This is a genomic window from Desulfosarcina ovata subsp. ovata (assembly GCF_009689005.1).
GTDB lineage: Bacteria > Desulfobacterota > Desulfobacteria > Desulfobacterales > Desulfosarcinaceae > Desulfosarcina > Desulfosarcina ovata.
In genome coordinates this window covers 2,962,238-2,987,939 of the sequence record NZ_AP021879.1, presented here as the reverse complement: position 1 = coordinate 2,987,939, position 25,702 = coordinate 2,962,238, and the positions used below count along the sequence as shown (strand labels likewise).

Here is a 25,702-nt window from a genome sequence, read left to right as displayed (position 1 = left end):
AATACGCCAGAAGATGAGACGTTTTGCGAGTTCATTAATTTAAACGAGGTGTTCAGGCGGTGGGATTTTTTTTCAACATCATCCGCATGAGCCAGCGACCGCTGGGACATGCGGCTTCGGACAGCGCGCCGCGGATTACGGTTGCCCCGGCCGGGATGCCGGCCGCAGCGGGTGAATCGTCCGGGCCGATGGATTCTGGCGACGGTCTGTCCCACAGCCACGCCCCACCTCGACCGTTTTGGGAGGAGGGCCTCGGACAACGTGGCATTGCGCACAGCGTTGCGCAGCAGCCGCTGGGGTCCGAGGTCCGCCAGGTGGTGGGCCCTTCGCCTTCGGAACACACCGAGGATTCGGAGCTTGCGAAGGCGCCGGGAAGTAAATGCAGTTCTCCCGTTATTGGGAAGCCGAAGCAGACCGGTCTCAACAACCGCCGCGATGCAGCTGTTCGTCCTTGGATGAATCGAGACCCGAATCTTCATGGCCTTGTGTCAACTGACGGTGTTGTTTCACGCTCGGAAGACGCGTTTGGTGTGGAGCCGGTAACGAAACGTTCGGAACGGCATGAACGTGGAAAGTCAGTGGAAGCGACGCATAGGAGCCGGCAAGCGGGTCAGACCCGTGCGGGCGCCACCACCCCTCCCGATCCCATTTTTATGGACGGGCCGGCGGTTACGCCGGTTCGAGCCCCAAGGCCGATGGACGCGCCGCCGTTGTCCGGATCCACTGACCGGCCGTTGCCCGCAGTCCTTCAACCGGGGGGCGAACCCGTGGTGCCGGACAACCCGCAGCCCATGCCCGACATGGTGCCGGAGGCTGCGGGCATAACGGATATCACCGGCGGGAATCTTCCCGGAGTTTTGGAGGCCGATGCATCCTCGGCCCGGGCCACGTCGGTCGCGGCGATGGCGCGTGAGGGGTTTGCGGCGCCCTTGCCTCCTTCCGCCGACCGGCCGCGTCCCCAGGTCCGGGCCATAGAAACGCCGCCGCCGTCCCGTGACGACCCGGCCGTGACCGCAGCGGCCCCGGGCCCCCGGAACGAGGCGGGTGAGCCGGCGGTCCACATCGGCCTGGTGGAAGTGGTCGTCCTGGCACCGCAAAATGGTGGCACCGGGGCCCGTGCCAAATTCAGGCAAGGGAACGATTTCGCCAGTCGGAACTACTTACGGAACCTGTAAACCATGGCTCTACCAACCTCATCCCTATCCCAGGTCTGTCGTGAAATCGCCACCGTGATCAGCGACGGCCTCAACGCCAGCGCCAATTCGATCCGCGTCATGATCGGCAGCCCGGCCGATGCCGTACCCGGCCAGTCGGATACCCAGCACCGCATCAATCTTTTCTTTTACCGCATCGAACCGTCGGGGTATTTTCCGGGGAGTCTGCCGGGTGAGCCCTGGTGGCTCCGGCTGTACTGCCTGGTGACCGGTTTCGGTATTCCCGAGGATCAGATCAGCGCCGGCGAAAACGACCTGCGCCTGTTGGGCGAGGTGATGCGCCTGTTCCACGAAACCCCGGTGCTCGAGGCCTTCACCGTCGACGGCGAAACCTTCCGCCTGGAGGTGATTTTCCAACCGCTGAATCCCGATGACCTCAACCATATCTGGTCGACCCAGGGGGAGGTCAGCTATCGACCGTCGGTGGTTTACGAAATGGCCCTGGCGCCGGTGGTCCCCCGCGAACGGACGCCCGGGAGCCCGCTGGTGGGCGCGGTCGGCTCGCAATTGCGCGGTGATATGGCGAAGCGCAGCGAGCCTTTCGACGGCGTGGCAGCGGGACCGGCTGTTCATCGCACGGTGGTGGATGCGTCCCGCGAGGATTGGGCGCCGGCGATCTGCCTGGTGGTCGACGACCACTGCGCCCATAGTCTCGCCTTTGTGGACGGCAGTCCGGCGCTGGCCGCTTTCACGCCCTCCATCTGGGTGGCCGGCGCGCTGAACGCACCGGTGGAGCTGGTTTGGGAGAAATGGACCAGCGCCCAGGGATGGGAACAGCAGCCCACGACCCTCGACGCCGTGGCCACCACTACGACCATCGACCCCGACGCGGTCGACGGGGCGGTGACGGCCGCTTTCGATCTGCCCTTCGCCGCCCATGAAACCGGCCAGGCGGTCCTGTTTGCCCGGCGGACCTATCAACGTGCCGTCGACGGCCAGGCGATCGTCGTTCGCAGCAATCCGATCCTGGTCACCATTTACGCGGAGGCGCCATGAACCCGTCGTCCGCAGACATCGCCGCCGGCCTGCTGACGCCGGAATGGGAGCGGGTGGAGCTGCTCGGCCACCTGTTGGCCGCATCCCGGCGGGGGCGGCCGGCACCGGCGGATCTGTTGGATCGGTTGCGGACGCTGCAGGGGCGGCTGGAACAGGATCGGCGGCACGGGCGGGGGCTGTGTGGCGCGGTCCCCTCGCCGCTGAGCGATCTTGAACTCGATGTGCTGGCCTGCGTGATGGCACCGGAAGCCGAGCCGCGCCTGGGATGGCTGTTTCAGACCCTGCAGCCCGGAACCCCGCAGCCCTATCCGTCCGTCGCGCTGCTGCAGGAACTTTTGGATATCGACGCCGGGGCCGCGGGCGACCTGTATGCGGCCCTGGCCGAATCGTCTCCCCTGCGCCGGTTCGGTCTGGTGGATGTCGACGGCGCCGATCCGTTTCAGCCCCTTCGTCCGGCCAGCGGTCTCACCGCGCGCCTCTTGGGGCGTCCCCCGGTAAACGGCAATTTGCCGGGGGCGGTGCCGGTGGACATCCGGGCCGGCTGGGACGACCTGGTGCTGCCGCCGGACCGGCTGGCCATGCTGCGCGAATTCCTGCTCTGGATCACCCACAAGGAGCGGGTGGTCGGACAGTGGGGCGGCCAGGATTGCGGCGGTCCGGTGGCGCTGTTTTGCGGACCCTCCGGCACCGGCAAAACCTTTGCCGCAGCCGTGATCACCAACCAGCTTGGCTGGCCCCTGTATCGGGTCGATCTGGGGCGACTGGTCAGCAAGTACATCGGCGAAACCGAAAAAAACCTCAACCGCCTCTTCGACGCGGCCCACGGCCGGCCCATGGTGCTCCAGTTCGACGAAGCGGACAGCCTGTTCAGCAAGCGCGGCGACGTTAAGGAGGCGCGCGACCGCTATGCCAACATGGAGGTCAGCCACTTGCTGGCGCGCATCGAGTCCCACCAGGGACCGGTGATCCTGACCACCAACCTGCGCAATCATCTCGACCCGGCCTTTGCCCGCCGTTTTCAGGTGGTGGTCGATTTTCCCCGGCCCGATGCCGCTGCCCGCGGGCTGCTGTGGGAGAAACTGCTTCCGCCCCGGGCGCCGCGGCAGCCGAACCTTGACTGCGGTTTCCTCGGCCGGGCGGTCAACCTCACCGGCGGCAACATCCGTAACGCCGCCCTGATGGGTGCCTATCTGGCCGCCGACCAGGATGCGGCCATTGGCCTGGACCACGTCGCCCTGGCGGTCTGGCGGGAGCTGGGCAAGGACGGCCGCGAACTGGCCCGGGCGGATCTGGGGACCCTGGCCAGCCATTTGCCCGAGGGGGCTTTATGCTGAAAATCGATCGCCTGCAGCTGCGCCTTCCCGCTGAATACCGGGACCAGGCCCATTTGATCGCCCGCTGGGTGGCCGAGGAACTGGCCGGTATGCCGGTGGAAGCCGCCAGCACCCTCGATCGGCTGGCCGTTCCGCCCATCAACGCTGTGCCGGGAACCGGGGGCCGCCATATCGCCCGGCAGATCGCCGCGGCCGTGGCGGATCAGTTGAACACCAGGCCGGGCCGCGATCCCCAAGCGGGTGGTTGATCCATTTTTTACGAACCCGTTAAAACCGTGTCAGAGGTTTCTATGCTCAACACCATGAAAGGCATGCTCATCGAATACGCCCTCTCCCTGCCGCCGCTGGTGCTTGTGTTCGAATTCAACCCCGAACGCCTGACGCGCACCCGTACCATCACCCTGCGTACGGGAAGCGCGCCCGGCACGCGCGGCGGGTATGACTTCGCCCTGCCGACGGAGACGGCGCGGGTCGCCCAGGGGGTGACCGTCCAGCCGGAGCGCTTCAGCATGGAGATCCTGCTCGACGCCACCGATCGCATGAACGATGGCGATGCGATCGCCTCCCAGTTCGGCGTCGAGCCGGAACTGGACACGTTGCGCAGCATGGTCGAGCCCAAGTCCCAGGGCCCGGGGGGCTTGCAAACCCTGGCCAGCCTTGGTCTCGGGGGGCAGCGGGCCTTCCAGCGCAGCGAGTCGGCCTCGGTTCTGTTGCTGGTGTGGGGCACGCATATCCTGCCGGTTTTTCTCACCAGCGTCGAAATCACCGAACAGGCGCACCTGCCGTCGCTGGTTCCCTACCGGGCCAAGGCCACCTTGAGCATGCAGGTCATCGAAGGCAACAACCCGTTCTATACGGTGGAAAAAGTGCGCCAGGTGGTCGGCGCGGCCTTGAATACCGGTCGAACGGTGGTCGGAGGAATTTTCTGAATGCTGAAAAAAGGCTCACGCTACGAAAAGACTCGGACCTTTGATGCGGCAACCGACGGGTCGACACCGTTTGAGGGGCTCCGGCCGCGTGATATCGCCACTGCCACGGGCGTCATCGAGCACGTGATCACGGCGGGTGACCGTCTCGATCTTTTGGCCAGCCATTATTACAACGACGACCGCCTGTGGTGGCGCATCGTCGACGCCAATCCGGAGTTCCTTTACGGGGGCGACATGGTGCTCGAATCCATGCAGGGGCAGGTCATCCTGATCCCCAAAGCGAGGGAATAAATGGGATTGCTGGATTTCCTGGAAGCCAGATTCCGTGAACCGGCCGAATGCATCATCAAGGTCGGAACCGCCTCTTCGGAGATTGCCGATCTCTACCCGTTTTTAACGGAAGTTGCGGTTTCGGCCAGCCGCAGGCGGCCTGCGGTGGCCACCCTGATCTTCGAAACCCGCCGCGACGCCCAGGGGCAATGGGAGGTGCAGGACAGCGGCGTTTTCGCTCCCTGGGAGCCGATCGTCATCGAAGCGGCCTTCGGTTCCACCACGGAGGAAGTCATGCGCGGTTTTGTGCGCGAGATCCGGGCCGATTATCCCGAGGAGAGCGGCGCGGCCACCGTTACGGTGCAGTGCCAGGACGATTCCCTGCAGCTTGACCGGGGGCACGTGCGCGAGGTCTGGGGCGGCGATGTGCCCACCAGCGATTCCATCATCGTCACCACCATCCTGGCCAACTACGGACTGACGCCCGATCCGGACAATGGTACCGGACAGAGCGATTTGACCCTCAACCAGGACGAAACCGACATCGCCTTTCTCAGGCGGCGGGCCGAGGCCAACGGTTACGATCTCTTGTTCCGTGACGGCGCGGTCTATTTCGGCCCCATGCAGCTCGATGCCGAGCCCCAGGAGACCATCATGGTCTATGCCGGCGAGGCCACCAATTGCCAGCGGTTCGACGTCCGCGACGACGGCCACCAGGCCGACCAGGTGCGCTTCGACCGGGCGGAGACGGCCGGGCAGGGGACCGTGTCGGAGACCGTGGCACCCGCCCTGCCGCTTTTGGGCAACGAACCGGCCACCGGCCAGGGCGCCGGGCTGGCGGAATTTTCCTGGCGCATGCGCCGTCAGGGGGGACTCAGCGAAGCGGAGTGGATGGCCCGCGCCCAGCGCCGGGCCGACGACCTCTCCCTGCGGGTCCGGGCCGACGGCGAAATCGACGGCTCGCTGTACGGCCATGTCCTCAAGGTCGGCCTGCCGGTGGGCGTCGACGGCGTGGGCGACCGTTACGGCGGCATCTATTTCGTGGATGCGGTGCATCACTTGTTCAACGCCGACGGCTACCGCCAGCGCTTCCGGCTGCTGCGCAACGCCTATGGCGACAATCTTGACGGCGGCAGCGGGCTGCTGTCCGGTGTGCTGTAACCGGATCCGGGGCAGTGGCGCGACAATGATCCGTGGAGAGCATCAATGGAAGACCTTTTACTGAACCTGGCCCGACAGTTTCAAAATAAATATTTCGGGAAATACCGGGGCTTCGTGGCCGACAATGACGATCCCGAACAGGTCGGCCGCCTGCGCCTGACCGTTCCCGCGGTTCTTGGCGAGGCGACCAGCGGCTGGGCCCTGCCGGCGCTGCCCTTTGGCGGGCTGGCCGACCAGGGCTGGTTCGTTATCCCCGAGGTCGGCGCCCAGGTATGGGTCGAGTTCGAGGCCGGCAATCTCAACCAGCCGATCTGGACCGGCACCTTCTGGCAGGCCAGCGGCGATCCGCCGACCGAGGCGGCCCTCAGCCCGCCGACCACACGGGTGTTCAAGACTCCCTCGGGACACACCCTGCAGTTCGACGACAAGGACGGGGAGGAGAAGTTTCGCCTGGCCCACCCCGCCGGCACCGAGACCACGGTCGACGAAAACGGCACCGTCATCATCGCCGATCCCCAGGGCAACACCCTGACCCTCAACGCCGACAGCAACGAAGTGGTTCTGGAAGATGCCAACGGCAACACCCTGACCATGAATTCCAGCGGCACCACGGTCGAGGACAGCAACGGCAACAAGATCGAGATGGCCGCCGCCGGCATCACGGTCAAGGGCACCCAGGTGGTCGTCGAAGGCCAGCAGGTCATGCTCGCCGGCAGCGGCGGCGAACCGATCATCAAGGGACAGAGTTTTCTGACCCTGTTCATGACCCACATGCACCCCAGTGCCATGGGACCGACCGGCCCGCCGATTCCGCAAGGGGAGATGAGCACCCTGTCGATGAAGGTGATGACCTCGTGATGGTGATAACCCATAGGAGGACCGACCCGCATGCAGCAACTCAGTGATCCGTCCTATCTCGCGTTTCCGTTCCGCATCGGGACGGACGGCGCGAAAACCAGCACCCGGGCCCGGCATGTCCGTGAACAGATCGAGCAGGTGCTGTTCACCAACCCCAACGAACGGGTGTTTCGACCCGATTTCGGTGCCGGCGTGCGCAAGCTGATCTTCGAACCCAATGCCTCGGCGTTGTGGGAGGTGACCCGCAAGCGGTTGATGGCATCGCTTGCCGAGGCCTTGCAGGGCGAGGTCGATCCGCGCACCCTGGATGTCAGCGTGAGCGGCGACGGGGAAAAACTGCTGATCGAGATTGCCTACCGGCTGGCAACCCTGGGACAGACCGAACAACACAGTTTTGTGGTTGGATGATGAGGATGCCCAATGGCCGAGAATCCCAAGATAACGCTTGAATTCGGAGGACGCTGTCCGGACTGCGCCCAGCGCCGGGTCTCGCTGCCACAGCCTCTGCCGGCGGTGGGGGACGATTTCGACTGGCGGGTGCGGGATTTCGACAGTTTCCGGCGGTTCATGCTCGAAGAACTGGCCGCGCGGTTTCCCGAGCGGCAGCGCTGGACCCCCGGCGATTTCGAGGTGGTGCTGGTGGAGATCCTGGCCGCGGTGCTGGACCAGCTCTCGGACATGGCCGACCGAACGGCGGCCGAAGCCATGCTGGAGACCGCCCGTCGCCCGGAATCGGTGCGCCGCTTGCTCGGTCTGATCGGCTTTGACGCCGCCACCGAGGCCGGGCTGGAAGATGACGCGGACACGGGCCGCTCCAAGGAAGATCTGCTCGAACAGATGTGGCGTGGCAACCTCGCGCTGATGACGGCGGCCAAGCGCGAGGGGCCGCTGGCCATTCACACCCAGCGGCGCATGGTTTCGGTGGCCGATTACGCCAGTCGCCTGATCGACCATCCGCTGGTGCTGCGCGCCTTTGCCTGGGAGGAGTGGAGCGGGGCCTGGAACCGCCTGCGGGTGGCGGTCGTGCTGTGGCAGGACCAGTCCCTGGATGCCGACGGGCCGGATTTCCCCGTGGACATCAAAGACGATGTGGAGCGGCTGAACAGCAAGCATCAGCTGCCGGCGCCCCAGTGGGCGCCCGCGCCACCAACCCTCCGGACGCTTTTAAGGCCCTATTTGGATGCCTTTCGCATGGTCGGTCAGGAGGTGATTCTGCAGGATGCCGAGCCGGTGGGCATCAAGATGTCGCTTTCGATCCGCGTGCGCGACCATTTCTTCCAGTCGGAGATCCGCCACGCCGTCGAACAGGCCCTGGGCACCGATCCGGGCGGTTTTTTCGAGCCGGGCCGGCTGGATTTCGGGGAGCACGTCTACGCCAGCGATATCTTTCAAACCCTGATGGCCCTCGACGGGGTGGACAACGTCTGTCTCAACCGTTTCAAACGCCTCGGCAACGCCTATCCCGACCAGGCCAATACCGGTGAAATCGCCCTGGAGGGGCTTGAGATCGCCGTTTGCGACAATGATCCCGGCCATCCCGAGCGGGGTTTTTTCAACCTTAAACTCAGTGGAGGACGGCGCGGATGAACGGTCGAACCGATTTGACCCGTTGGAACCGGGCCAGCCTGAATCGCTTCCGTTATATCGACGGCAACGCCATGACCTTCCTGGAAACCCTGCGCCAGGCCCTCTTGGCGCGGTTTGCCGATCCGGCGGCCGCGACCCTTACATGGGGGGATCTGGTTCCCCGGCGGGCGGGTGACGTCGCCGATGCCTACCTTCGATACGAACAGGAACAACTGCGGCTGGCGGCGGAGACCGAGCGCGAACGCCTCGATCGCCTGGAGGCCCAGTATGATGGCGACCGGCGCGACTGGGCCTGGGAAATCGCCCGGGTATTGGCCCGCGCGTCCCACGTGTTGACCGAGCACATGGATGCATACGCCAACGAGGGTTACCTGCGCACCGCCACCCAATGGGACAGTGTGCGGCGGCTGGTCGAGATGCTCGATTACCACCCTGCGCCGCCCGCCTCGGCGTCGACCCGACTGGTGATCGAGGCCAAGGCCGGGGCGGTTGGACCGCTGGCCAGCGGATTCCAGGTCAAATATGCGCCGCCCGACGGGGGCGCGCCGGTGATTTTCGAAACCCTCGACGATATCGACCTGGATGCCGGCCTCAACCAGCTGCGACCGGCCGAATACAATCGCAATCCCGATCGGCTAAGTGGCGACCTGCTCTGGCTGGAAACCCTGGTGGAGGACCTGGCCATCGGCGATCCGCTGGTCCTTGAGGACGAGAAGACCGGGGTGCTGCGTGCCCACCTTATTGCAGGGCTTCAGGTGGACGGCGGCCTGACCCGGCTCAAGGTGTCGCCGCGCCTTTCCCGGCGTCTGCAAACGGGATACACCCGGGTGCATCTGAAACCCAAGGATCAGCTCGCCCCCCTCGGTCCGGCCGCCAAGGGGGCCGAGGTCGAACGCGTGCTGCGCCTTACCGAAACGCCCCAGGATCTTCTGCCCGGCATGGTCCTGTACATTACCGACGGCGTCGAGGCCAGCTACCGGCGCCTCGTGTTCCTGCGCGGCAAGCGCCTGGTGCTCGACGCCGACGTCGGCATCCTGCGGCTCGACCAGGGCCTGGTCAGCCAGCCGGTGACCCTTGCGATCAGCCAGCAAGAGGCCGACCCGCGGACCGTCAGCGGCGGTCAGACCGTCATCTACGCCTACAGTGTGGCCGGTGACTGGTCGCGGCTGAGCGGCGCCCTGGTGGCCGACAAGCGCAAGGACGACGAAGGCAAAATCCATTTGCCGGTTTACCGGGTCACCGATGCCCGCTACCACCCGGCGGATGGAACCCATGAACGGCGCGGATACACCATCTTGACCCTGACCTGGGATCAAAACGCCCACGATTTTGCCCTGGACAATCCGCAGACCCTGCTGGCGCCGCCGGCCACGCCCGGCCCCTTTCAGGTGGATACCTATCTGGAAAAAGTCAGCGGCCATCTGCCGGAGACCCTTTTGGCCGAAAAACCCAAAAAGACCAGTGCCGGCGACCTGGCCGTGGTTGCCATGGGCCGGCAACTGGCCTGGACGCGATTGGCGGCGGTATCCGTTGATGAGGAAAACAAAACAGCTTCCCTTGTGGCCGAAGATGGCTGGTTCGATCGCGGGGGCGGTGACTTTTTCCTGACCGAGACTACTCTTTACGCCCACTTCAAGGAGATCGTTCGCCCCAAGGAGTGGACGCTGAACACGCGCTCCCTCACCGGTCGGCGAATCCCCCTGGCCAGCCTTCCTTCCGGGCTGGAAAAGGGCCGCACCCTGATGGTGAAAAACCTGAGCGACGCCTCGGCGGCCTTTTTCGTCACGGTTGCCGACATCGACCGCTCCACGAGTCCGGCGGAACTGGTCTTGAGCGGCGACCTGCCGGCGGGATTCACGCGGGGCAACATGTCCATCGCCGGCAACGTGGTGTTGGCCGGCCACGGCGAGACCAAGGGCGAAAAGGTATTGGGCAGCGGCGATGCGACCCGGCTGAGCCAGGTTTTCCGGTTCGCGGAAAGCGAGGTGGCCTTTGTCGCCGATGCCACCCAGCCGTCGGGAGTGCGGGCCGCCATCGTCGTGCAGGTGGCCGGACGGGCCTGGGAGCAGGTGGCCGGTTTTCAGGACAGCCGGCCGACCGATTTCCACTACACCGTGCACATGACCGAAGACGCTTTCCTGAAGATCACGTTCGGTGACGGCAAGCGCGGCCGGCGGTTGCCCACGGGAAGCAACAACCTGCGCATCACCTTCCGCAAGGGGGCCGGGCTTGCCGGCAATGTGGCGGCGGACAGCCTGACCCAGCCCGCCAAGCCGCACCGATGGGTCGACACGGTACGCCAGCCCATGGCGGCCACCGGTGGAAACGATATGGAGACGGTGGCATCGTTGCGCGAGAACGCCCCGGCCACGCTCCTGACCCTGGAACGGGCCGTGTCGCTGACGGATTTCGCCTTCCTGGCCATGAGCCAGAGCAGTGTCTGGCAGGCCAAGGCCTTTTCACGGCCCACCGGCCTGGGACGCAACCAGAAGGTCGAGGTCGTGGTGGTCCCGGCCGGTGGCGGCGGCCTTGGCACCCTGGGCGACACCCTGACCCGGTTCCTGTTGGCGCATGCGATTCCCGGGATCGAGGTGGCCGTTCTGCCCTACGCGGAGGTGACCTTCTCCTTGGAGGTGCTTCTCACCGTCGATGCCGAACAGTTCATCCCCGAGGCGGTGGTCCAGGCGGTTGAGGATGCGCTGCAGGCGGCCTTTTCGTTGCAGCAACGGGAATTGGGACAGGATCTGTTTCTGAGTGAGATCTATGCCGTCGTCGAGTCGGTCGAGGGCGTCAGCCATTCGGTGGCCGTGGTCAACGGCGACAAGACCCTGCGCCGCCTGGCGGCCACGGACCGTCAGGTTCTTGTTCTGGGGACGCTCAGGATCGATGTCGAGGGCAGTGCGGCGGTACAGGCGACGTCCGCGACCCCGACATCGGAAGCAACTGTCGAAGCATCTGTCGGAGCAACGGGGCCTCTGGTGGGGCGCCGTCCCGTGCAGATGATCCAGGGGGTGGGATCACGCTACAGCCAGATGCTGAGAAGTCGGGGGGTGCGAACCTTGGACAACCTGGCCGGCTTGGCGGATGATGCGCTGCCGGGAATCTCGGCGACCCGTCTGGCCGAGTTCAAAGCCAAGGCCCGGTTCATTCTTGATATCGAGATCGGTGACGCCGCCATCGCCGCTCTCAAGGACCGTTCGGTGCAGGCCCTGCTGGCGGCCGGACCGGCCGCAGTGGCCCGTGACAGCCGGCAGTCCCTTGATGCGGCGCAGCGCTTGGACGATCGGTTGCGGCTGCTTCAGGCGGTGGTTGATGAACACTACCTGACCTTGCTCACCCTGAGAGAATTCTCAACCTGAGCGGCCGTCGGACCCGTATAGGAGGACCCTTTCATGGCCACGGACAACCTCTTTAGCACCCGCATGGGAAAACAGCTCTACGGGCTTTTGCCCGAGGTCTATCGCACCCGGGACAGTGCCGCGGACGATGGTGGCGGCGACCTGGCCTGTTTTCTGGATGCCTGTGGCCATCTGCTTGACCTGATCCGTCAGACCCTGGACCAGCGTCTGGCCGACGCCTTTCCCGACAATCCCTCCTCGGGCGAGGCCTGCCAGCCCTGGCTGCTGCCCTATTTCGCCGATCTTTTGGACGTGCGCATGGTTTCGCCCGATGACGCCGGGCGCCGCGACGAGGTGGCCCATGCGGTGGCCTGGCGCCAGCGCAAGGGAACCCTCAAGGCGCTGGAACAGATCGCCGAAAACGTGGGGCGCCTGGAAGTGGAAATCCAGGAGGGCTGGAAGCGCGTGGCGACCACCCCGCAGGTGGGCCTGCCGCGGCTTTTGGCGCCGGCGCTGGGTGAATCGGCGCTGCACGACGCCTTTGGCGACCATCCGGGCTGGGCCGCGCGGCATCCCGGACTGCCGGCGGTCACGGTGGATTTTCGCTATCCCTCGCGGGCCATGCAGGTGGCGACCGACGGCGGCGCGGCACCGCAGAACCCGGCCGCCAAACAGACCACCTTTGACGGACAGGCGGTCTGGTGGCGCCAGGTCAACCGCCATGGGGCGCCGTGTTTTCCAGGCAGTTATGAAGACGTTTCCCGCCGCACGCCGGATGTGCGTACCCCGACCTGGTCCCGGGGGCATGCCCACCCCAAGCGGGTATTGCTCCACGCCCCGCCGCCGCAGGGCTTTTTCGGGCCCGACCCGTATACCACCGTTTCCGACCTCGATTACAGCGCGGAGGGCGAGCACCTGCTCGAGGATCACCATGTCCAGGGGACCCTCACGGTGGGTGCCGGTCGTCTGACCCTGCGGCGCTGCACGGTGAAACATCTGGTGGTCACCGTGTCATCCCATGATGATGTGATCCTCGCGGCCGAGGAAACGCTTTTCGACACCGTGTCGGTGGGTGCCGGCGCGGCCAGCTTCGAAGGTTGCACGGTCCTGGGGGCGACCACGGTTTTCCGGCTGACCGCCGCCAACTGCATCTTCAATGGCAGCATCTTTGCGGCGGCGGGCGGGTCGATCCGTTACTCCAGGATCCCGGCCGGCCTGGACGAAAGTATTGAACAGGAGGCCGGCACCACGGATGTCGCGAATTTTTTCAGCGCATTTTTCGACGATCCCGGTGCGGGGGTGCTGCGACCGGATGCTCCAGCGACGATTCTGTTCGGTGCCGAGGACGGCGGCGAGATGGGGGCCTATCATGGCGGGCGGGAGGACCGACCGGTACGCGTCCCGATTGTCGGGACCGTGACCATGGATTTGTCGGCATCGTCCGGCTATACGCTCAAGGATCTGATTTTGGAAGGCAGCGGCTCCCTGCGGGTGGCCCAGGGGGTGCTCACCCTGGAGCGGGTGGCGGCCTTTGATCTGCAGGTAGAAAGTATATCGCCCACCGACGAGACCGGCATGTTCCAACCGGTGTTGGCCGCCGAAGACTGCCTGTTCGACCGGTTGGCGGTTTCATCTGGCCTGGCCCGGCTGGTCTACTGCACCGTTTTGAATCAGTGCCAGAGCCGCTGCCTGCAAGCCAGTGACACGATTTTCGCCGCCGGCCTGGACCTTGCTCCGGGAACCGATGCCAATCCCCACTGTATCCGTTTTTCACGTATTCCCGAAGATGTGGACGTGGCCTATTTGCGGACCCTGGAGAACACCACGGAGCCGCCGATTTTCTACGAGTTTGCCTTTGACGAGGGGGACCAGGTGGTGCAGCGCCGGCCGGTGTTTAGCGAGGCGGGATGCGCCACCCTCCACCCGGCCACCAGCGAAGCGATTCGTTTCGGTGCCGAGGACGGCGGCGAGATGGGGTGTTACCACGGCTGGCGGTACAGTTTGCTGATGGCCGCCGTGGCGGACAAGCTCAGCGATTTTCTCCCCGTGGGGATGGAGGCCGTCATCGTTCCGGACCTGCGGCTGCATCGGCTTCCCAGGGAAGCCTGTGTTGAATAAATTTGCAATTGTTTTCATCATGACCTGACGGGGGACCCATGAAAACCCAGATATCCAAAAAATCCGTTGATGCGCAGAAGCGCTACGCCGGGGTCTATCAGCAGCAGGGACGCATGCTCACCGATGCTGACTGGAACAGCCTGGTCGACGTCCTCAAGGCGCAACTGGCCGAGGCCCTCAAGGATGTGGTCGGCAGCGGCACTCCCCGAAGCGGCGCCCTCTCCATCGCCGACAACCGCAACATCCAGCCGGGCGACGTCTACATCGACGGGTTGCGCGCCGTGCTGCCGGGCACGACGGCGTTTGTGGCCAGCCTGCAGCCCGATCTGCCGGGAAGCGGCGATCTTCCCTCCACCGGGCCCTACGTGGTTTACGCCGACGTCTGGGAGCGCGCCCTGACGGCCCTGGAAGATCCCGATTTGCGCGATGTGGCCCTCAACGGGGCCGACACCTGCACCCGCACCCAGACCATGCTGCAAGTCAAGACCTGTGGCGGCGGCGTCAATCCGGAGACCGACATCCCCCAAAAGGGGAATGCCGCCTTGAGCCTCGATCTGCACGATAATCTCGAAGCCAGCGATCCCTGCGACCCCTGCGCCGGTCTGGTGGGCGCCGGCGCCGGCCGGGTGGGCAATTACCTCTTTCGCCTGGAGGTGCATGCCGTGACCGGCGCTGCCGACAATCCCACCGCCCTGACGCTGAAATGGTCCAGCGAAAACGGCGCCGAGCAGTTCAGTGCCCAGACGGAGGGGCTGATGCCTCCGGGATTCGTCAATGCGCGCTTTCTCTACGAATTTTTTGATTTAACCACCGAAAAGCATGCCGGCGTTCACCTGACTTCAGGATTCTCGCCGCTGGCCGGGATCCTTAACACCACCTACGCCATCCCGGATGGCGCTGCGGACCCCAAAGCCTTCGTGCGACGCTGGGACGGGTATTGCGAACTGAGCCGCAGCGGTTCCACCTGGACCCTGGTGGACGGTTGGGACAAGGGCGTGGACCTGTCCACGGGCATCTCCTCCACCCAGCCCGGATATGTGGCCCTGGGGCCGGGGTTGACGGTCAACCTCGAAGCCTTTCGGATGAACCTGGAATTGAGCGGCCGAACCTTTGTCGTGGGGGATTACTGGCTCGCGCCGGTGCGTGAGGCGGTTCACACGGCCGGCAGCGCCGTCTGCAGCGGAACCTTGCCCGACGGGATCGACCACCACTACCTGCGCCTGGCGGGCGTGGCCGCCGACGGAACGGTCACGCGCCATGTGGACGACGCCGACCGGCGGCGCCACAGCTTTCCGCCGCTCACCGATCTGCATGCCCACGATATCGATTACCAGACCGACTGCACCCAAGGGCTGTTTCTGAATTTCCAGGGAACGGTCAAGCAGGCGCTGGACACCATCTGCAGCATCCAAGCCGAGCATGTCGGCTTCACCAAACCATGCAACACCAGTCTTTATCGGGGACAACCCATCGCCACGGTGGCCGATGCCCTCGGCCTGCTGTGCGATATTCGGGCCCGGCACGTCGCCTACGATACCGGTGCGTGTGCTTTCCTGAACCAGCCGGAGATCGAGACGGTACAGGATGCCCTCGACGCCCTGTGCCAGCGACCGGCCGGTGGCGGATGCAAGGTCACCGTCGGCGAGGAGGGGCAGTTCCCTACCATCGCCGCAGCGGTCAAGACGCTGACCGCCGAAGGCATCTTCGATATCTGCCTCTGCCTGTTGCGCGGCGACCATGCGCTGGAACAGGTTGAGAAAGAGAAGAACTTTCCATACCTAAATCTATCGCTGACCGGGTGCGGTCCCGGCACGCGGATTCAGCCGGGCGAAAAGGCGGCATTTGTCGGCATCGATGAATTGCACCTGGACGATCTGTGGATTGTCAGCCTCGAGCAGGAGCGCCCGGTGGCGATTGAAGGCTGTGGCGTGGTCGATCTGGATCGCGTGCATCACGTGGGCATGGCGGCCGAAACGGCTTTGCTGGAGGTCAGCGGCACCGCCGCATTTTCCATGAACCACTGCACGCTGGAAGCCCACGCCAAGGCGGAGCTGAGCATACCGGCGACGATCTTTGCCTTCGACGCCGACCTGGCAGCGTTGTTTGTTCATCCCGAGCGCCGGACGTTCCTGGCTGAGGCAGGCCTCGAAGCCCAAAGACTGGCCAAGTTGAACGCCAATGGCCGCCAGAAAATAGCCGAACAGCTGCAGGCGGCACTCGAGACGGCCGGTAGGCTCTCACGCAACGAACGCCTGAGTTACGAGCGCCTGATCCAGGTGCTGGAGCTATCGGAAACCGGCAATACCCATTTCCTGGACGCGCTGTGCGATATCCGCGATCAGGCCCATCACGCCACGGCCGGCGGTGCATTGCTGCTGGCCGATGCCCTGGCCCGGGTTTCCATTCTGAACAGCCGGATTTATGGTCAGGTCAGCCTTTACGGTGCCTCCGGTGACAGCCTCGATGAGGAGGAGCTCAAGCAACTCCAGGAGATGCTGGCCAGCGCCGGTGTGTTGACCCTGGTTGCCCAGGCCGCCGATTTGAGTATCCAGGGCACGATGCTGACCCGCCTGGCCCTGGCGAGGGAACGGGTGGATGAAATCCGCCAGATCATCGAAGCCGGCAAGGGGATCCTGACCGATCTTTATAAGGCGATCCTGATCTCCGATTCGATGATTGCCTGGAACGGCAACCTGGTGTTGTCCGCGGACGTCACCTTGAATGGCAATACCATGGAATCCCTGCATACGATCGTCGGCAGCGTGATCGCAGAAACCGTGATCTATAGCGGCAACCGGGTGCAGCGGCGCATCCGCAACAACGAATGGGTGGGCGGGGGACGTTTGCTTACCGCAGCGCGGGATGCGGTGAAAGCGGCCAACATGCCGGAGGGTAGCTGGTAGCCTGGGTGGCTTCACCCCAATAAGGAGAGGTGCATGCGGACCTTTGCCTGGAAGCATAAAAAAACCGCCCATGGGTATCGCAAGGCGGTTTTTCCACCCTATCGTCCATGGTCCGGCAACCAACGGACGGCGACCGTGGGGTCGATTTTGCGTTCGACTGGAATCCAGGCCAAGCGGAAGGCCGGGGCCCCAGGTGAACCTTACGAACTGGATGCGGACCGGGCGACCGGAATCGAGGCCATCAAGGCCGGCGGGCGTCCCTTGGATCCCGTATCCCGGACTTTTTTCGAGTCGCGCTTGGGACGCGATCTGGGCCAGGTTCGGCTGCATATGGATCCAGCGGCGTCGGAGATTGCCGAATCCATCCAGGCGCGGGCCTTTACCATTGGCAACCATATCGTTATCGGGCGCGGTGGCTGCCCGCCCCACACACCCACGGGCCAACGATTGCTGGGACACGAATTGACGCACGTGATCCAGCAACGGGAGGATCGAATCTCGATTGGTGGCGTGTCGACCAAGCAACGCGCGGCCGAATCCAGTCACGACGCCGGTCGTCAACAGGTGATCCGCCGGGACCTGATTGACGATATCCGCGAGGGGGCCGAAGCCATCGGTACGGCACGTTTGCGGGCACTGGCCAATAAGCCGACCGGTTCGGGCGGCTGGACCGGTGCGGATGCAAGCTGCCATGCAAACTTCTGCAGACCTTTCGCCGACGTCAACGAGGCGTTGCGTGACCTGGTCTGGGCCGGGCCGTTAATCCTCGCCGGAATCGCCACCAAGGTAAATCCCAGGGTCGTACCGCTGTGGGCTACGTATATGACCGGCGGCGCCGCTGTGGAAGACTTGAGTGGCCGTTTTGGTGCCGACTTCTCCAGCTCACCAACCACTCAGGCGACGACGCGTTTTCTCATCGACGCCTTACGCCGCCTTGTCGAGCGGGACCATGCCACCCTGATGGGCGGTGCATCGAGGGTGACCCTCGATGTGTCCAGCCATCTGATCGACGCCCGGCGTGCGATCAATGCATCGGGCGGACCGGATGAGATGAATTTCAACTATCCCACGGACATCGCGGGCAACATCGCCGGCGGCATCGGCAGCGACCAGAGTGCCCATCCTTTCGGGGCCCGTCCTTCACCGGTCGACGATTCGCGTGCAGCGGTCATCACCGCCACCCTGGTGCGGGATCCTTCCGGCACCATCACCGTGACACCTTCGATTCGTTACCGTGTCACGGACACCATCGATTTGTGCCCCGGTAACTGCGGTACGTCGAGGGAACAAGTCGCTACGGTGCCGCTTTCACGCTTCGAAGCCACAAACCTGGTTGGCGATGTCCCCTTCACCATTGATTTCGACGCACCGGCCGCCGAACTGGCCAGCTTTACCGTGACTCCGGCGCCTGCCGTCGCACCCCCGCCCGCCACGGTGCACGGGGTGGTCACCGCCTCGGCCCTGCGTTACCGTGCCGCACCGGACACGTCGTCGGCCGTTCTCGGCCTGTACCCACGGGGAACCGATCTGACGCTGCTGTGCCAGACCCGCGGGACGTCCGTGCTGGGTGTCGACACGTGGTATCGTACCGCCGATGGTTTTGTATCGGGACGTTACGTATCGTTGACAGGGGCCGGCACGCTGGCGGCGTGCTAGGTCGGATGGCGTTTTGCTCACTTGCGGCATTGACTTTCTGCTCCAGCCGAGAGCAGCCGTCGATGAATGTGATCGGAAAACGTCAGACGGAGGATACGGCCGATGAGAACCTTTGCATCCCCAACCAAGAAAAAACTGCCGGCACGATCGACCCACACCCTTCGGCCGCCGGTTTACGGTCTTGACCGCACCCGGCAAGCCGGGACGATCCGCCACATCCTGGAAACCTCCCGCATTCAACCCCAGTTAACCGTGGGGGCAGCCAACGACGTCTGCGAGCAGGAGGCGGACCGCGTGGCCGATGCGGTGATGCGCATGCCGGACGCGGCCTCGGCCCGTCGACCACTGGAAGACGATGCGCGGGTTCAGTCTACTCCCCTCGGCAACGATGCCAACGGTGCCGATTTGCAGCGCCAGGTCGAGGAAGAAGAGGAGGAGGAGGAAGAACTCCTCCAACCCAAAAGCGAGGGCAGCGATCGTCCACCCGTGACGCCGCATCTCGAAGGGGCAATCGCCGGCCGTCGGGGAACCGGTCGGCTCCTGCCGGCAAAGAGTCGGGCATTTTTCGAGTCTCGCATGCAGTTTGACTTCAGCAAGGTCAACGTCCATACCGACAATGAAGCGGCTCAGATGAATCAAGAGTTGGGTGCCAGGGCATTTACCTATGGCCGGGATATTTTCTTTGGGGCCGGTGAATATGCGCCGGAGACCCAATCCGGCGAACACCTGTTGGCGCATGAGTTGGCTCATGTCATTCAGCAGGGGCGAAGCGGTGCCTATCCCGCCACCGTGGCGCAACAGGCAGGTCTGGAACAGGCGGCAGACATTGCAGCGGATGCATTGACCGCCACTGATCATCGATTCGTCAGCGTTTCAGGGGCGTCCGCTAACTGGCTGGCGTGTAACCGGCGTTCATTGCGTGGTTCGCATGGGTTGCGCCGCGGCACGGCCGATGGCGTGCAATTCCAGGAAAGTCCGCGCGATGTGATCGCCCTTCGCCTTTCGAACATCAGTGGTGATATGTCCAGCATCCTGTCGAGTATCGATGCGGTGATGGCTAATTTCGGCAGTGCTGACCGGAGCTATGTGCGTGCGCTGGATTTCGCAGCATTGCTGGAGGCGCGTTTGGCAGAGCTGGGTCACCCGGCTGCGACAGGCGGTGGCCCGCGTATGAGCCGTGACCGTTGGCTGACCATTCGCGTCCGGATTGTTCGTGGCCAGGGTGGGCGTATCGAAGGATTGCGGCTGATGCCGCAGGCGCGGGTGACCGAAGCACCCGAGGGGCTGGAGATTGAGGGGGAGCAGCCGGAACCCGTGCTCGAGGTCCGCCCCCCGGTTGTGGAGGCTCCCCGCGAGGAACCGACCGAGCCTGTCGGCTGGCGCGGATGGGCCGAGAGCATCGGCGAGGGCCTGGAAGCAGCGGGTGATTTGGTCAGTGGACGTTGGTTCTGGGATCCGATCATGGACCAGATGGCCGAGTGGGAACGCGACCTTGCTGCGATTGGCGAAACCGAAGGTCGTACCATCGAGGTGTCCGGCACGGAAGCCGCGTTGATACCGATCGGCATCCTGTTCACGGTGATCTACGGCATATTGGGCACCGCTAACCTGCTGGCGGAGGTGAACCCATACAATTTGGTATTGCAGGAACTCTCCCGTAGGGCGCGTGCCCTGTCCGGTTCTTATACTCGTGCACAATTCGAAAGGGACATGCGTGTTGTGGGTGAAGAGGCATGGGGGATTCTGACCCTGGGCCTGGGCAGGGCGATCGATCATATGCGGGAGGGGATTCGTGACGCCAACACCTTCCGCACCACCCAAGCGGTCACTGAGATTGTGATGGCAATCGAAGCGGTGATTGGCTTGGTCGCGGGCGTGCGAAGCATGTCGAGCAGCGCACGCATGTCGGCAGCCGTGGAGGCCGAGGCCGCCACCGGTGTTGAGGCAGGTGCCGTGGAGGCCGCCACTCGTCCTACTGAACCCGGTCCAGGTGCGGTGGAACGATCCACTGTGCCAGAGCCTGACCTGCCTTATCGCACCACTGAGCCCGGTGCTGGCGCAGCCGAACGCGCCACCGTGCCGGAGCCTGATCTTCCCCATCGTGCGACTGAGCCCGGAGTTGGCGCGGCTGAGCGTACTACCGTACCTGAACCGGGGCTGGCTGAAAGACCTACAGAGGCGGGGCCGGCGCCTACAGAGAGGACGACGACTCCCGAACAGGGTCCCCCAACAGAGGGACGTCCCACCGGACCCGCTGGCGGCCTTCGCGTAAGGCGCCCCATCCGAGATCTGGCCGAGGCGCGCCAGCTGCGCGATCGTTTAGTCAGCGAAGCGGAGGGGGTGGAGCTGATGCCGGATCACGCCTATTTCGCCGAGGAGTACCGTGCCCTGGGGGGAACAGGAGAGGTTCCCTACGCCTATGAGCAGACGAACGGACGTGTGGTGGTCGATACCACCCGTGTGGGCTGGCCGTCGCAACAAGCGTTGCGAAGAGGTGCTGTGCACCAGTCGGCCAGAGCACGTGCTGCTCGGGAGGCACGCGTTGCTGCTGAGGCGGCCATGCGTGAAGCTTCTGCAGTTAGATGGCAACAGCGTATCGACACGCCAGTGGAAGCACGCGCGGTCATAGACAGGCAACTCGAAGCTGGCATGCGGCGGCAGGTAAGACTCCTATTGAGTGAAGAAACGTATTTGTCCAGGTGGCGTGCTGCAGGAGGAGGAGACCCCGTGCCAGTTGCTTTTTTCGACACGGAGGGTGTGTTGTGGGTCAATCAACCGGGTTTGGGAGGGATGTAAGTTGTGCTTTTTTGTTCTATCTTAAAGAGATAGAGACAGAGACAGGTACGGTATCCTATCGTATTTAAGATAATGTTTTTGGTAAGGCCAGACGGAGGATAAGGCCGATGAGAACCTTTGCGTCCATATCCAAGAAAAAATTGCCGGCGCGATCGACCCATACCCTTCAGCCGCCGGTTTACGGTCTTGACCGCACACGGCAAGCCGGGACGATCCGCCACATCCTGGGGACTTCCCGCATTCAACCCAAATTGACCGTGGGGGCACCCAACGACGTCTACGAGCAGGAAGCGGACCGGGTGGCCGATGCGGTGATGCGCATGCCGGACAAAGCTTTGGTCCGTCAACCGCTGGAAGACGATGCGCGGGTTCAGTTTACTTCCCTCGGTTACGATGCCAACGGTCTGGATCTGCAGCGCCAGGTTGAAGAAGAAGAACTCCTCCAACCCAAAAGCGAGGGCAGCGATCGTCCGCTCGTGACGCCGGATCTCGAAGGGGCGATCGCCGGCCGTCGGGGAACCGGCAGGCCCCTGCCGGCGGAGAGCCGGGCATTTTTCGAGCCGCGCCTGGGCCGGGACCTGAGCCGGATACGGATCCACATCGGCACCCAGGCGGCGCGCTTGGCCCGGCAGATAGGCGCCCGCGCATTCACCCTGGGGAGCGACATCTATTTCGGCAGCGGCCGGTTTTCTCCCCAGACAGCCACGGGCCAGCACCTGTTGGCCCACGAGCTAACCCACACGATCCAGCAACGCGGCGAGACTGCCGGCTGGGGGGCGGTCGTGCGTCGAATTCCCGGGGATGAAACCGATGCCGACGAAGTCGAGACCCCCACGCCGGTGCTGAGCAATCCCCGTTTTACCGGAAACCGCGCGCTGGAGCGGATCCTGGACGGCCGGACGCCCCGGCTCTCGTCACGTCATGACGGCCGCCGCGGCGCCGTGTCCAAGGTGCAGCAGGCGCTCGTCGATCTGGGATTCGAGCTGCCCATGTACCGTGTCGACGGGCAGTATGGGGACGAGACCGTGGAAGCCATCCGCCAATTCCGCGATCGATACGGTCCCTCGCCGGGAGACGAACTGGATGGTGCCACGCTGGCCGTCCTGGATCGTGTGGCCCCTGCGCCCGGCGAGCGGCATGAGCACACCGTCGACTACGACCGATTGCTGGCCGACGGCCGGTTGGACATCACCGTTGGCATTGGCGCCACCGACACCATGGTGCACCGGGAGACCCGTCCCGGCCACTACGAAAGTACCGACCGTCCCACCGAGGATTTGATGGCCGAACGGTTTCGCACCTGGATGGAGGGGCAGGGGTTCAGCCTCGAGCTTCTTGGCCTGTCGGGCAATGAGTACTGGACGGCGACGCGCACCATTACGTGGACCGATGCCAGTGGCGTCGAACAGAGCCGGGAGGTGACCATCTGGATCAACCTTGTCGTTCCGGCCGCCGGCGCCGCCCGTGAATTCGGACGCGGGCTCAGCGAGGACGAGATCACCATTTACAACGGTCACGCCCGTTATGGCTCGGGGCCTGATTTCGACGCCAAGGCCAGCCCGTTGGAGAATTTCCGCATCGGCATCGACAGCGCCCTTGAGGCCGCCGGCCGCCGAACCCGCGTTGAAGAGGCACGCCGCCACGGCGTCGCCATCGACGAGGAACACGACCTGCTCGACATGGTCAGCAGCGGCAGCTTCGATCCGAACCGCTATCGGGTGCTGTTTTTCGAAGCCTGCACCTCGCTGGCGTATCTGGACGAGATCCGCGAGCATGTGGGGAACCCCGAGGATGCCGATGTGATTGCCACCCGCCGGCCGTCACGGTTCACCACCGTCGAGTCCGATGTCGGCATGCGCGAGACCCAACGTTTCCTGGAAGGTATTTTTGCCGCCGAGTCGGTTGAATCGATGATCAGCGCCCTGAACGATATTCAACGCGAGCTCCACGGGACAAGTGCTCGTTTTCCGCGAGGCGGCGTTTTTACCAGTTCGGGGATGGGTGACAACCCTCAGAAAAATTAGACTATTTCAATATGAGAAATGAGAGGGCAATGAGCGTAGTTCAAATAACTTATGAAGAAGCACGGTCAAAAATGCAGGCTGACCTATACCAACCTATTTTGGAAAAGAAGGGTTTAACATGTACACGGTAAAATTCTACAAAGGCGATTACTCCAAACGCCAAAACGATGCCAACCAGGACAAAGCCGTGGCCTATGTGGAGCACCATTTCAACAGCTTTACGGCGACGTCCAACTATGCCGTGGTGATCACCGGATCGAATGCGTCAACCACCAGCAAGAACTGGGGCCGCTGGTATGCCAGGGAGGTCGCCGAGCACTTCGGCATTCCGGTCGGTGGGGATAACGGCATCAAGGTGGGCGGTTTTGGCGGTCGCGGTGACGGCAGCATCAAACATACCGATATGCCGGCGGTTCTGCTTGAGCCGTTATTTGCCAGCAACCCCCAACACGCGGAAATCATCAGGAGCGAAAGCGGGCAGTCTGCATTGGCACAGATCCTGGTTGAGAGCATTCGACGGTTTTTCCCCGATGGTGGGTTGATTGCTTTCAGCGTCGGACACAAATACAAGGATAGCAGTCCGCACGACCGTGGCGCCCCTCTTGCCGGCCGCGGGAACGAGGCCGATTTTGCCGAAAAGGTATTGGAAAAAGCCCAGGCGCTATTGCTTGCTGCCGACCACCCCGCCGAAGGTCGGATCGTTCGGGTCATGCAGGGGGACACGCTGTTGTTTGAAAAGCGAATCGACGAGGATGCGGTGGTCACCTGGTCATCGGGTCGCGATCTGTTGTTCATTCCCGAATGAAAATAGCTCGCGCCATGACCGTTCCAATAAAAAAAACCTTTGCGGCCAGCAAGACGTGGTGCGCCACTCTTGGTGCCATGACCTTGGTGACGTTGTTTGTGTTTGTCACTCTCATCTCGGGATGTACCTCCAGGCGGGGTGTTGTCGGAGACAAGGCGGTTGCAGCGATAAACGTCTATTTTTACAACGAGCGCATGGCGACGGACCCCATAGATTGTGCAGCGACCTTTGCCGTCGAAAGATATGTGCCGGCGACGTCCGATCTGGTTGCGGAAGCACTGCGCCGTCTGTTTCGAGGTCCCACGCCCAAAGAATTGGAAGAGGGGTATTGGTCGTTTTTCTCGGACGAAACGGCGGGTTTGCTCAAGCACGTCCGTGTCGAAAATGGAATCGCCTACCTGGATCTTAAGGACATGCGGCAGATTCTATCCGGTGCCACGTCAAGCTGTGGAAGCGCGGCGTTTTACTCGCAGGTGGAACGTACGCTGCTGCAGTTCCCGAATGTCAAAAAGGTGATATACGCCATCGAGGGTGATCCCAGGGTATTTTATGACTGGATGAACGAAGCGTGCGGTCCGGACAATCAGTATTGCGATCCTTCCCCTTTCAGCAAGCAATAGCTTCGGTTATCGACGGTATCGAAGGCAAATGATCGTGTTCATATGATACAGCTTCAATGTCTGGCATGAGGGGAGATAGACCGTATCGATCCGGCGATCCCATAATAACGCTGTAGGAACACTGCTTGACGGTATGTGAAAACATTATTACCAAACACAGTTGATTCGCAGGCGGGCTGATAACCCGCCCGGTTGAAGTCACGGGGAGCCCGGGATATTCTTAAATATCTAAATAAAAGGTCGCGATATCACCATTATAAACATATGAGTGGAAACAACGGACGGGCAAGGCCCGCCAAACATTGCCCGTGCGGAAAGGAATCGACACAATAAGACTGAATTCCGGTCGAAGTGTTGGACTGATTGACAACAGCCAACAGTGTTGGTATTGTTTCCAACATGAAAGCCGTGAAACTCATTCACACACGTATTATATATTCCGAATCGGCATTTGCGGAATTGATTTTGTGGCGTCTCCCAAAGCAGCTGATTGGGTCTTCACACGGGTTTAAATACAGGCTTGCGTATGTTGTGCGTGGCGAATGTGTTTTGCGCTACGATAATGAGACCGGTAAGGGCGATCATCGCCATTTTGGTGGAAAAGAACGCGCCTATGTGTTCACAACACCGGAACAGTTGGTCGTTGATTTCCAGCATGATATCGAGAGGTGGAACCATGAAAACCGTAACCCTTGATGTACGGACGCCTGCCGATGCGATGGCGGATTTTACAAAGGCCTGGGAGACAGGAAAACCCGAAGGTTCCGCACGCATCAGCTTTGCGACGCCGGAATTGCTTTGGAGCGTATTAACCGCCAAACGCTGGGAGTTGCTCAAGGTTCTTTGCGGCGCGGGGCCTGTCTCGATTCGCGAAGCCGCTCGGCGTGTCGGGCGTGATGTAAAGGCCGTTCACGGAGATATTACCGCCCTCCTGAACGCTGGAATTCTCGTTCGTACCGACGAAGGGCAAATCGTTTTTCCATTCGATGCCGTCAAAGTCGAGTTTCTGTTGCATGCGGCATAGCGGAACCCGGCGAGGATGTTTCGGATCACCTTGCATTTTTTCAATCTTTCTACCCGATAGCGGTGGGCC

General features: G+C 63.0%; 20 protein-coding genes. All 20 read left to right on the top strand.

Annotated features, from left to right (window positions below):
- Positions 1-59 precede the first annotated feature (59 nt).
- The 20 genes from GN112_RS13270 to GN112_RS13175 all read left to right on the top strand — a co-directional run bounded on the left by GN112_RS13270 (position 60) and on the right by GN112_RS13175 (position 25,633).
- Positions 60-1,175 (top strand): hypothetical protein, encoded by a 1,116-nt coding sequence (locus tag GN112_RS13270; RefSeq protein ID WP_155310664.1) that lies wholly within the window; start codon positions 60-62, stop codon positions 1,173-1,175.
- A gap of 3 nt (positions 1,176-1,178) precedes the next feature.
- Positions 1,179-2,210: a Pvc16 family protein gene (locus GN112_RS13265; RefSeq protein ID WP_155310663.1), complete on the top strand. Its 1,032-nt coding sequence runs from the start codon at positions 1,179-1,181 to the stop codon at positions 2,208-2,210.
- Positions 2,207-3,544, top strand: a complete 1,338-nt coding sequence (locus tag GN112_RS13260) for an ATP-binding protein (RefSeq protein ID WP_155310662.1) — start codon at positions 2,207-2,209, stop codon at positions 3,542-3,544. Before GN112_RS13265 ends, GN112_RS13260 begins: the two co-directional genes overlap by 4 nt.
- Positions 3,538-3,792, top strand: coding sequence for a hypothetical protein (locus tag GN112_RS13255; protein WP_155310661.1), 255 nt, complete (start codon positions 3,538-3,540; stop codon positions 3,790-3,792). The genes GN112_RS13260 and GN112_RS13255 overlap by 7 nt, the downstream gene beginning before the upstream one ends.
- Before the next feature lie 27 nt (positions 3,793-3,819).
- Positions 3,820-4,473, top strand: a complete 654-nt coding sequence (locus GN112_RS13250) for a hypothetical protein (RefSeq protein ID WP_231717012.1) — start codon at positions 3,820-3,822, stop codon at positions 4,471-4,473.
- Positions 4,474-4,764 carry a LysM peptidoglycan-binding domain-containing protein gene (locus tag GN112_RS13245; protein ID WP_155310660.1) on the top strand — a complete coding sequence of 97 codons (291 nt, stop codon included), beginning with the start codon at positions 4,474-4,476 and terminating at the stop codon, positions 4,762-4,764.
- Positions 4,765-5,904 carry a phage late control D family protein gene (locus GN112_RS13240; protein WP_155310659.1) on the top strand — a complete coding sequence of 380 codons (1,140 nt, stop codon included), beginning with the start codon at positions 4,765-4,767 and terminating at the stop codon, positions 5,902-5,904.
- A 45-nt stretch (positions 5,905-5,949) separates the two neighbouring features.
- The gene (locus GN112_RS13235; protein WP_155310658.1) at positions 5,950-6,762 is read left to right on the top strand and encodes a phage baseplate assembly protein V; all 813 of its coding nucleotides are present in this window, start codon (positions 5,950-5,952) and stop codon (positions 6,760-6,762) included.
- Between the two features lie 30 nt (positions 6,763-6,792).
- Entirely contained in the window at positions 6,793-7,170 is a 378-nt protein-coding gene (locus GN112_RS13230; protein ID WP_155310657.1) for a GPW/gp25 family protein, read from the top strand.
- A gap of 12 nt (positions 7,171-7,182) precedes the next feature.
- Entirely contained in the window at positions 7,183-8,349 is a 1,167-nt protein-coding gene (locus tag GN112_RS13225; RefSeq protein WP_155310656.1) for a baseplate J/gp47 family protein, read from the top strand.
- Positions 8,346-11,708 carry a baseplate J/gp47 family protein gene (locus tag GN112_RS13220; RefSeq protein WP_155310655.1) on the top strand — a complete coding sequence of 1,121 codons (3,363 nt, stop codon included), beginning with the start codon at positions 8,346-8,348 and terminating at the stop codon, positions 11,706-11,708. The genes GN112_RS13225 and GN112_RS13220 overlap by 4 nt, the downstream gene beginning before the upstream one ends.
- Positions 11,709-11,741: 33 nt before the next feature.
- Complete coding sequence (locus tag GN112_RS13215; protein ID WP_155310654.1) at positions 11,742-13,805, top strand: phage tail protein; 2,064 nt, start codon at positions 11,742-11,744, stop codon at positions 13,803-13,805.
- Positions 13,806-13,843: 38 nt separating this feature from the next.
- Positions 13,844-16,708, top strand: coding sequence for a DUF6519 domain-containing protein (locus tag GN112_RS13210; RefSeq protein WP_155310653.1), 2,865 nt, complete (start codon positions 13,844-13,846; stop codon positions 16,706-16,708).
- A 33-nt stretch (positions 16,709-16,741) separates the two neighbouring features.
- Positions 16,742-18,364 (top strand): eCIS core domain-containing protein, encoded by a 1,623-nt coding sequence (locus tag GN112_RS13205; RefSeq protein WP_155310652.1) that lies wholly within the window; start codon positions 16,742-16,744, stop codon positions 18,362-18,364.
- Positions 18,365-18,466: 102 nt separating this feature from the next.
- The gene (locus GN112_RS13200) at positions 18,467-21,160 is read left to right on the top strand and encodes an eCIS core domain-containing protein (RefSeq protein ID WP_155310651.1); all 2,694 of its coding nucleotides are present in this window, start codon (positions 18,467-18,469) and stop codon (positions 21,158-21,160) included.
- A 107-nt stretch (positions 21,161-21,267) separates the two neighbouring features.
- Entirely contained in the window at positions 21,268-23,184 is a 1,917-nt protein-coding gene (locus tag GN112_RS13195) for an eCIS core domain-containing protein (protein WP_155310650.1), read from the top strand.
- A 118-nt stretch (positions 23,185-23,302) separates the two neighbouring features.
- A complete protein-coding gene (locus GN112_RS13190; protein ID WP_155310649.1) occupies positions 23,303-23,989 on the top strand; it encodes an N-acetylmuramoyl-L-alanine amidase in 687 nt (228 codons plus the stop codon).
- Between the two features lie 14 nt (positions 23,990-24,003).
- The gene (locus tag GN112_RS13185) at positions 24,004-24,609 is read left to right on the top strand and encodes a GerMN domain-containing protein (protein ID WP_162458913.1); all 606 of its coding nucleotides are present in this window, start codon (positions 24,004-24,006) and stop codon (positions 24,607-24,609) included.
- A gap of 363 nt (positions 24,610-24,972) precedes the next feature.
- Complete coding sequence (locus GN112_RS13180; RefSeq protein ID WP_231717011.1) at positions 24,973-25,305, top strand: toxin-antitoxin system TumE family protein; 333 nt, start codon at positions 24,973-24,975, stop codon at positions 25,303-25,305.
- A complete protein-coding gene (locus GN112_RS13175; protein WP_155310647.1) occupies positions 25,286-25,633 on the top strand; it encodes an HVO_A0114 family putative DNA-binding protein in 348 nt (115 codons plus the stop codon). Before GN112_RS13180 ends, GN112_RS13175 begins: the two co-directional genes overlap by 20 nt.
- Positions 25,634-25,702 lie beyond the last annotated feature (69 nt).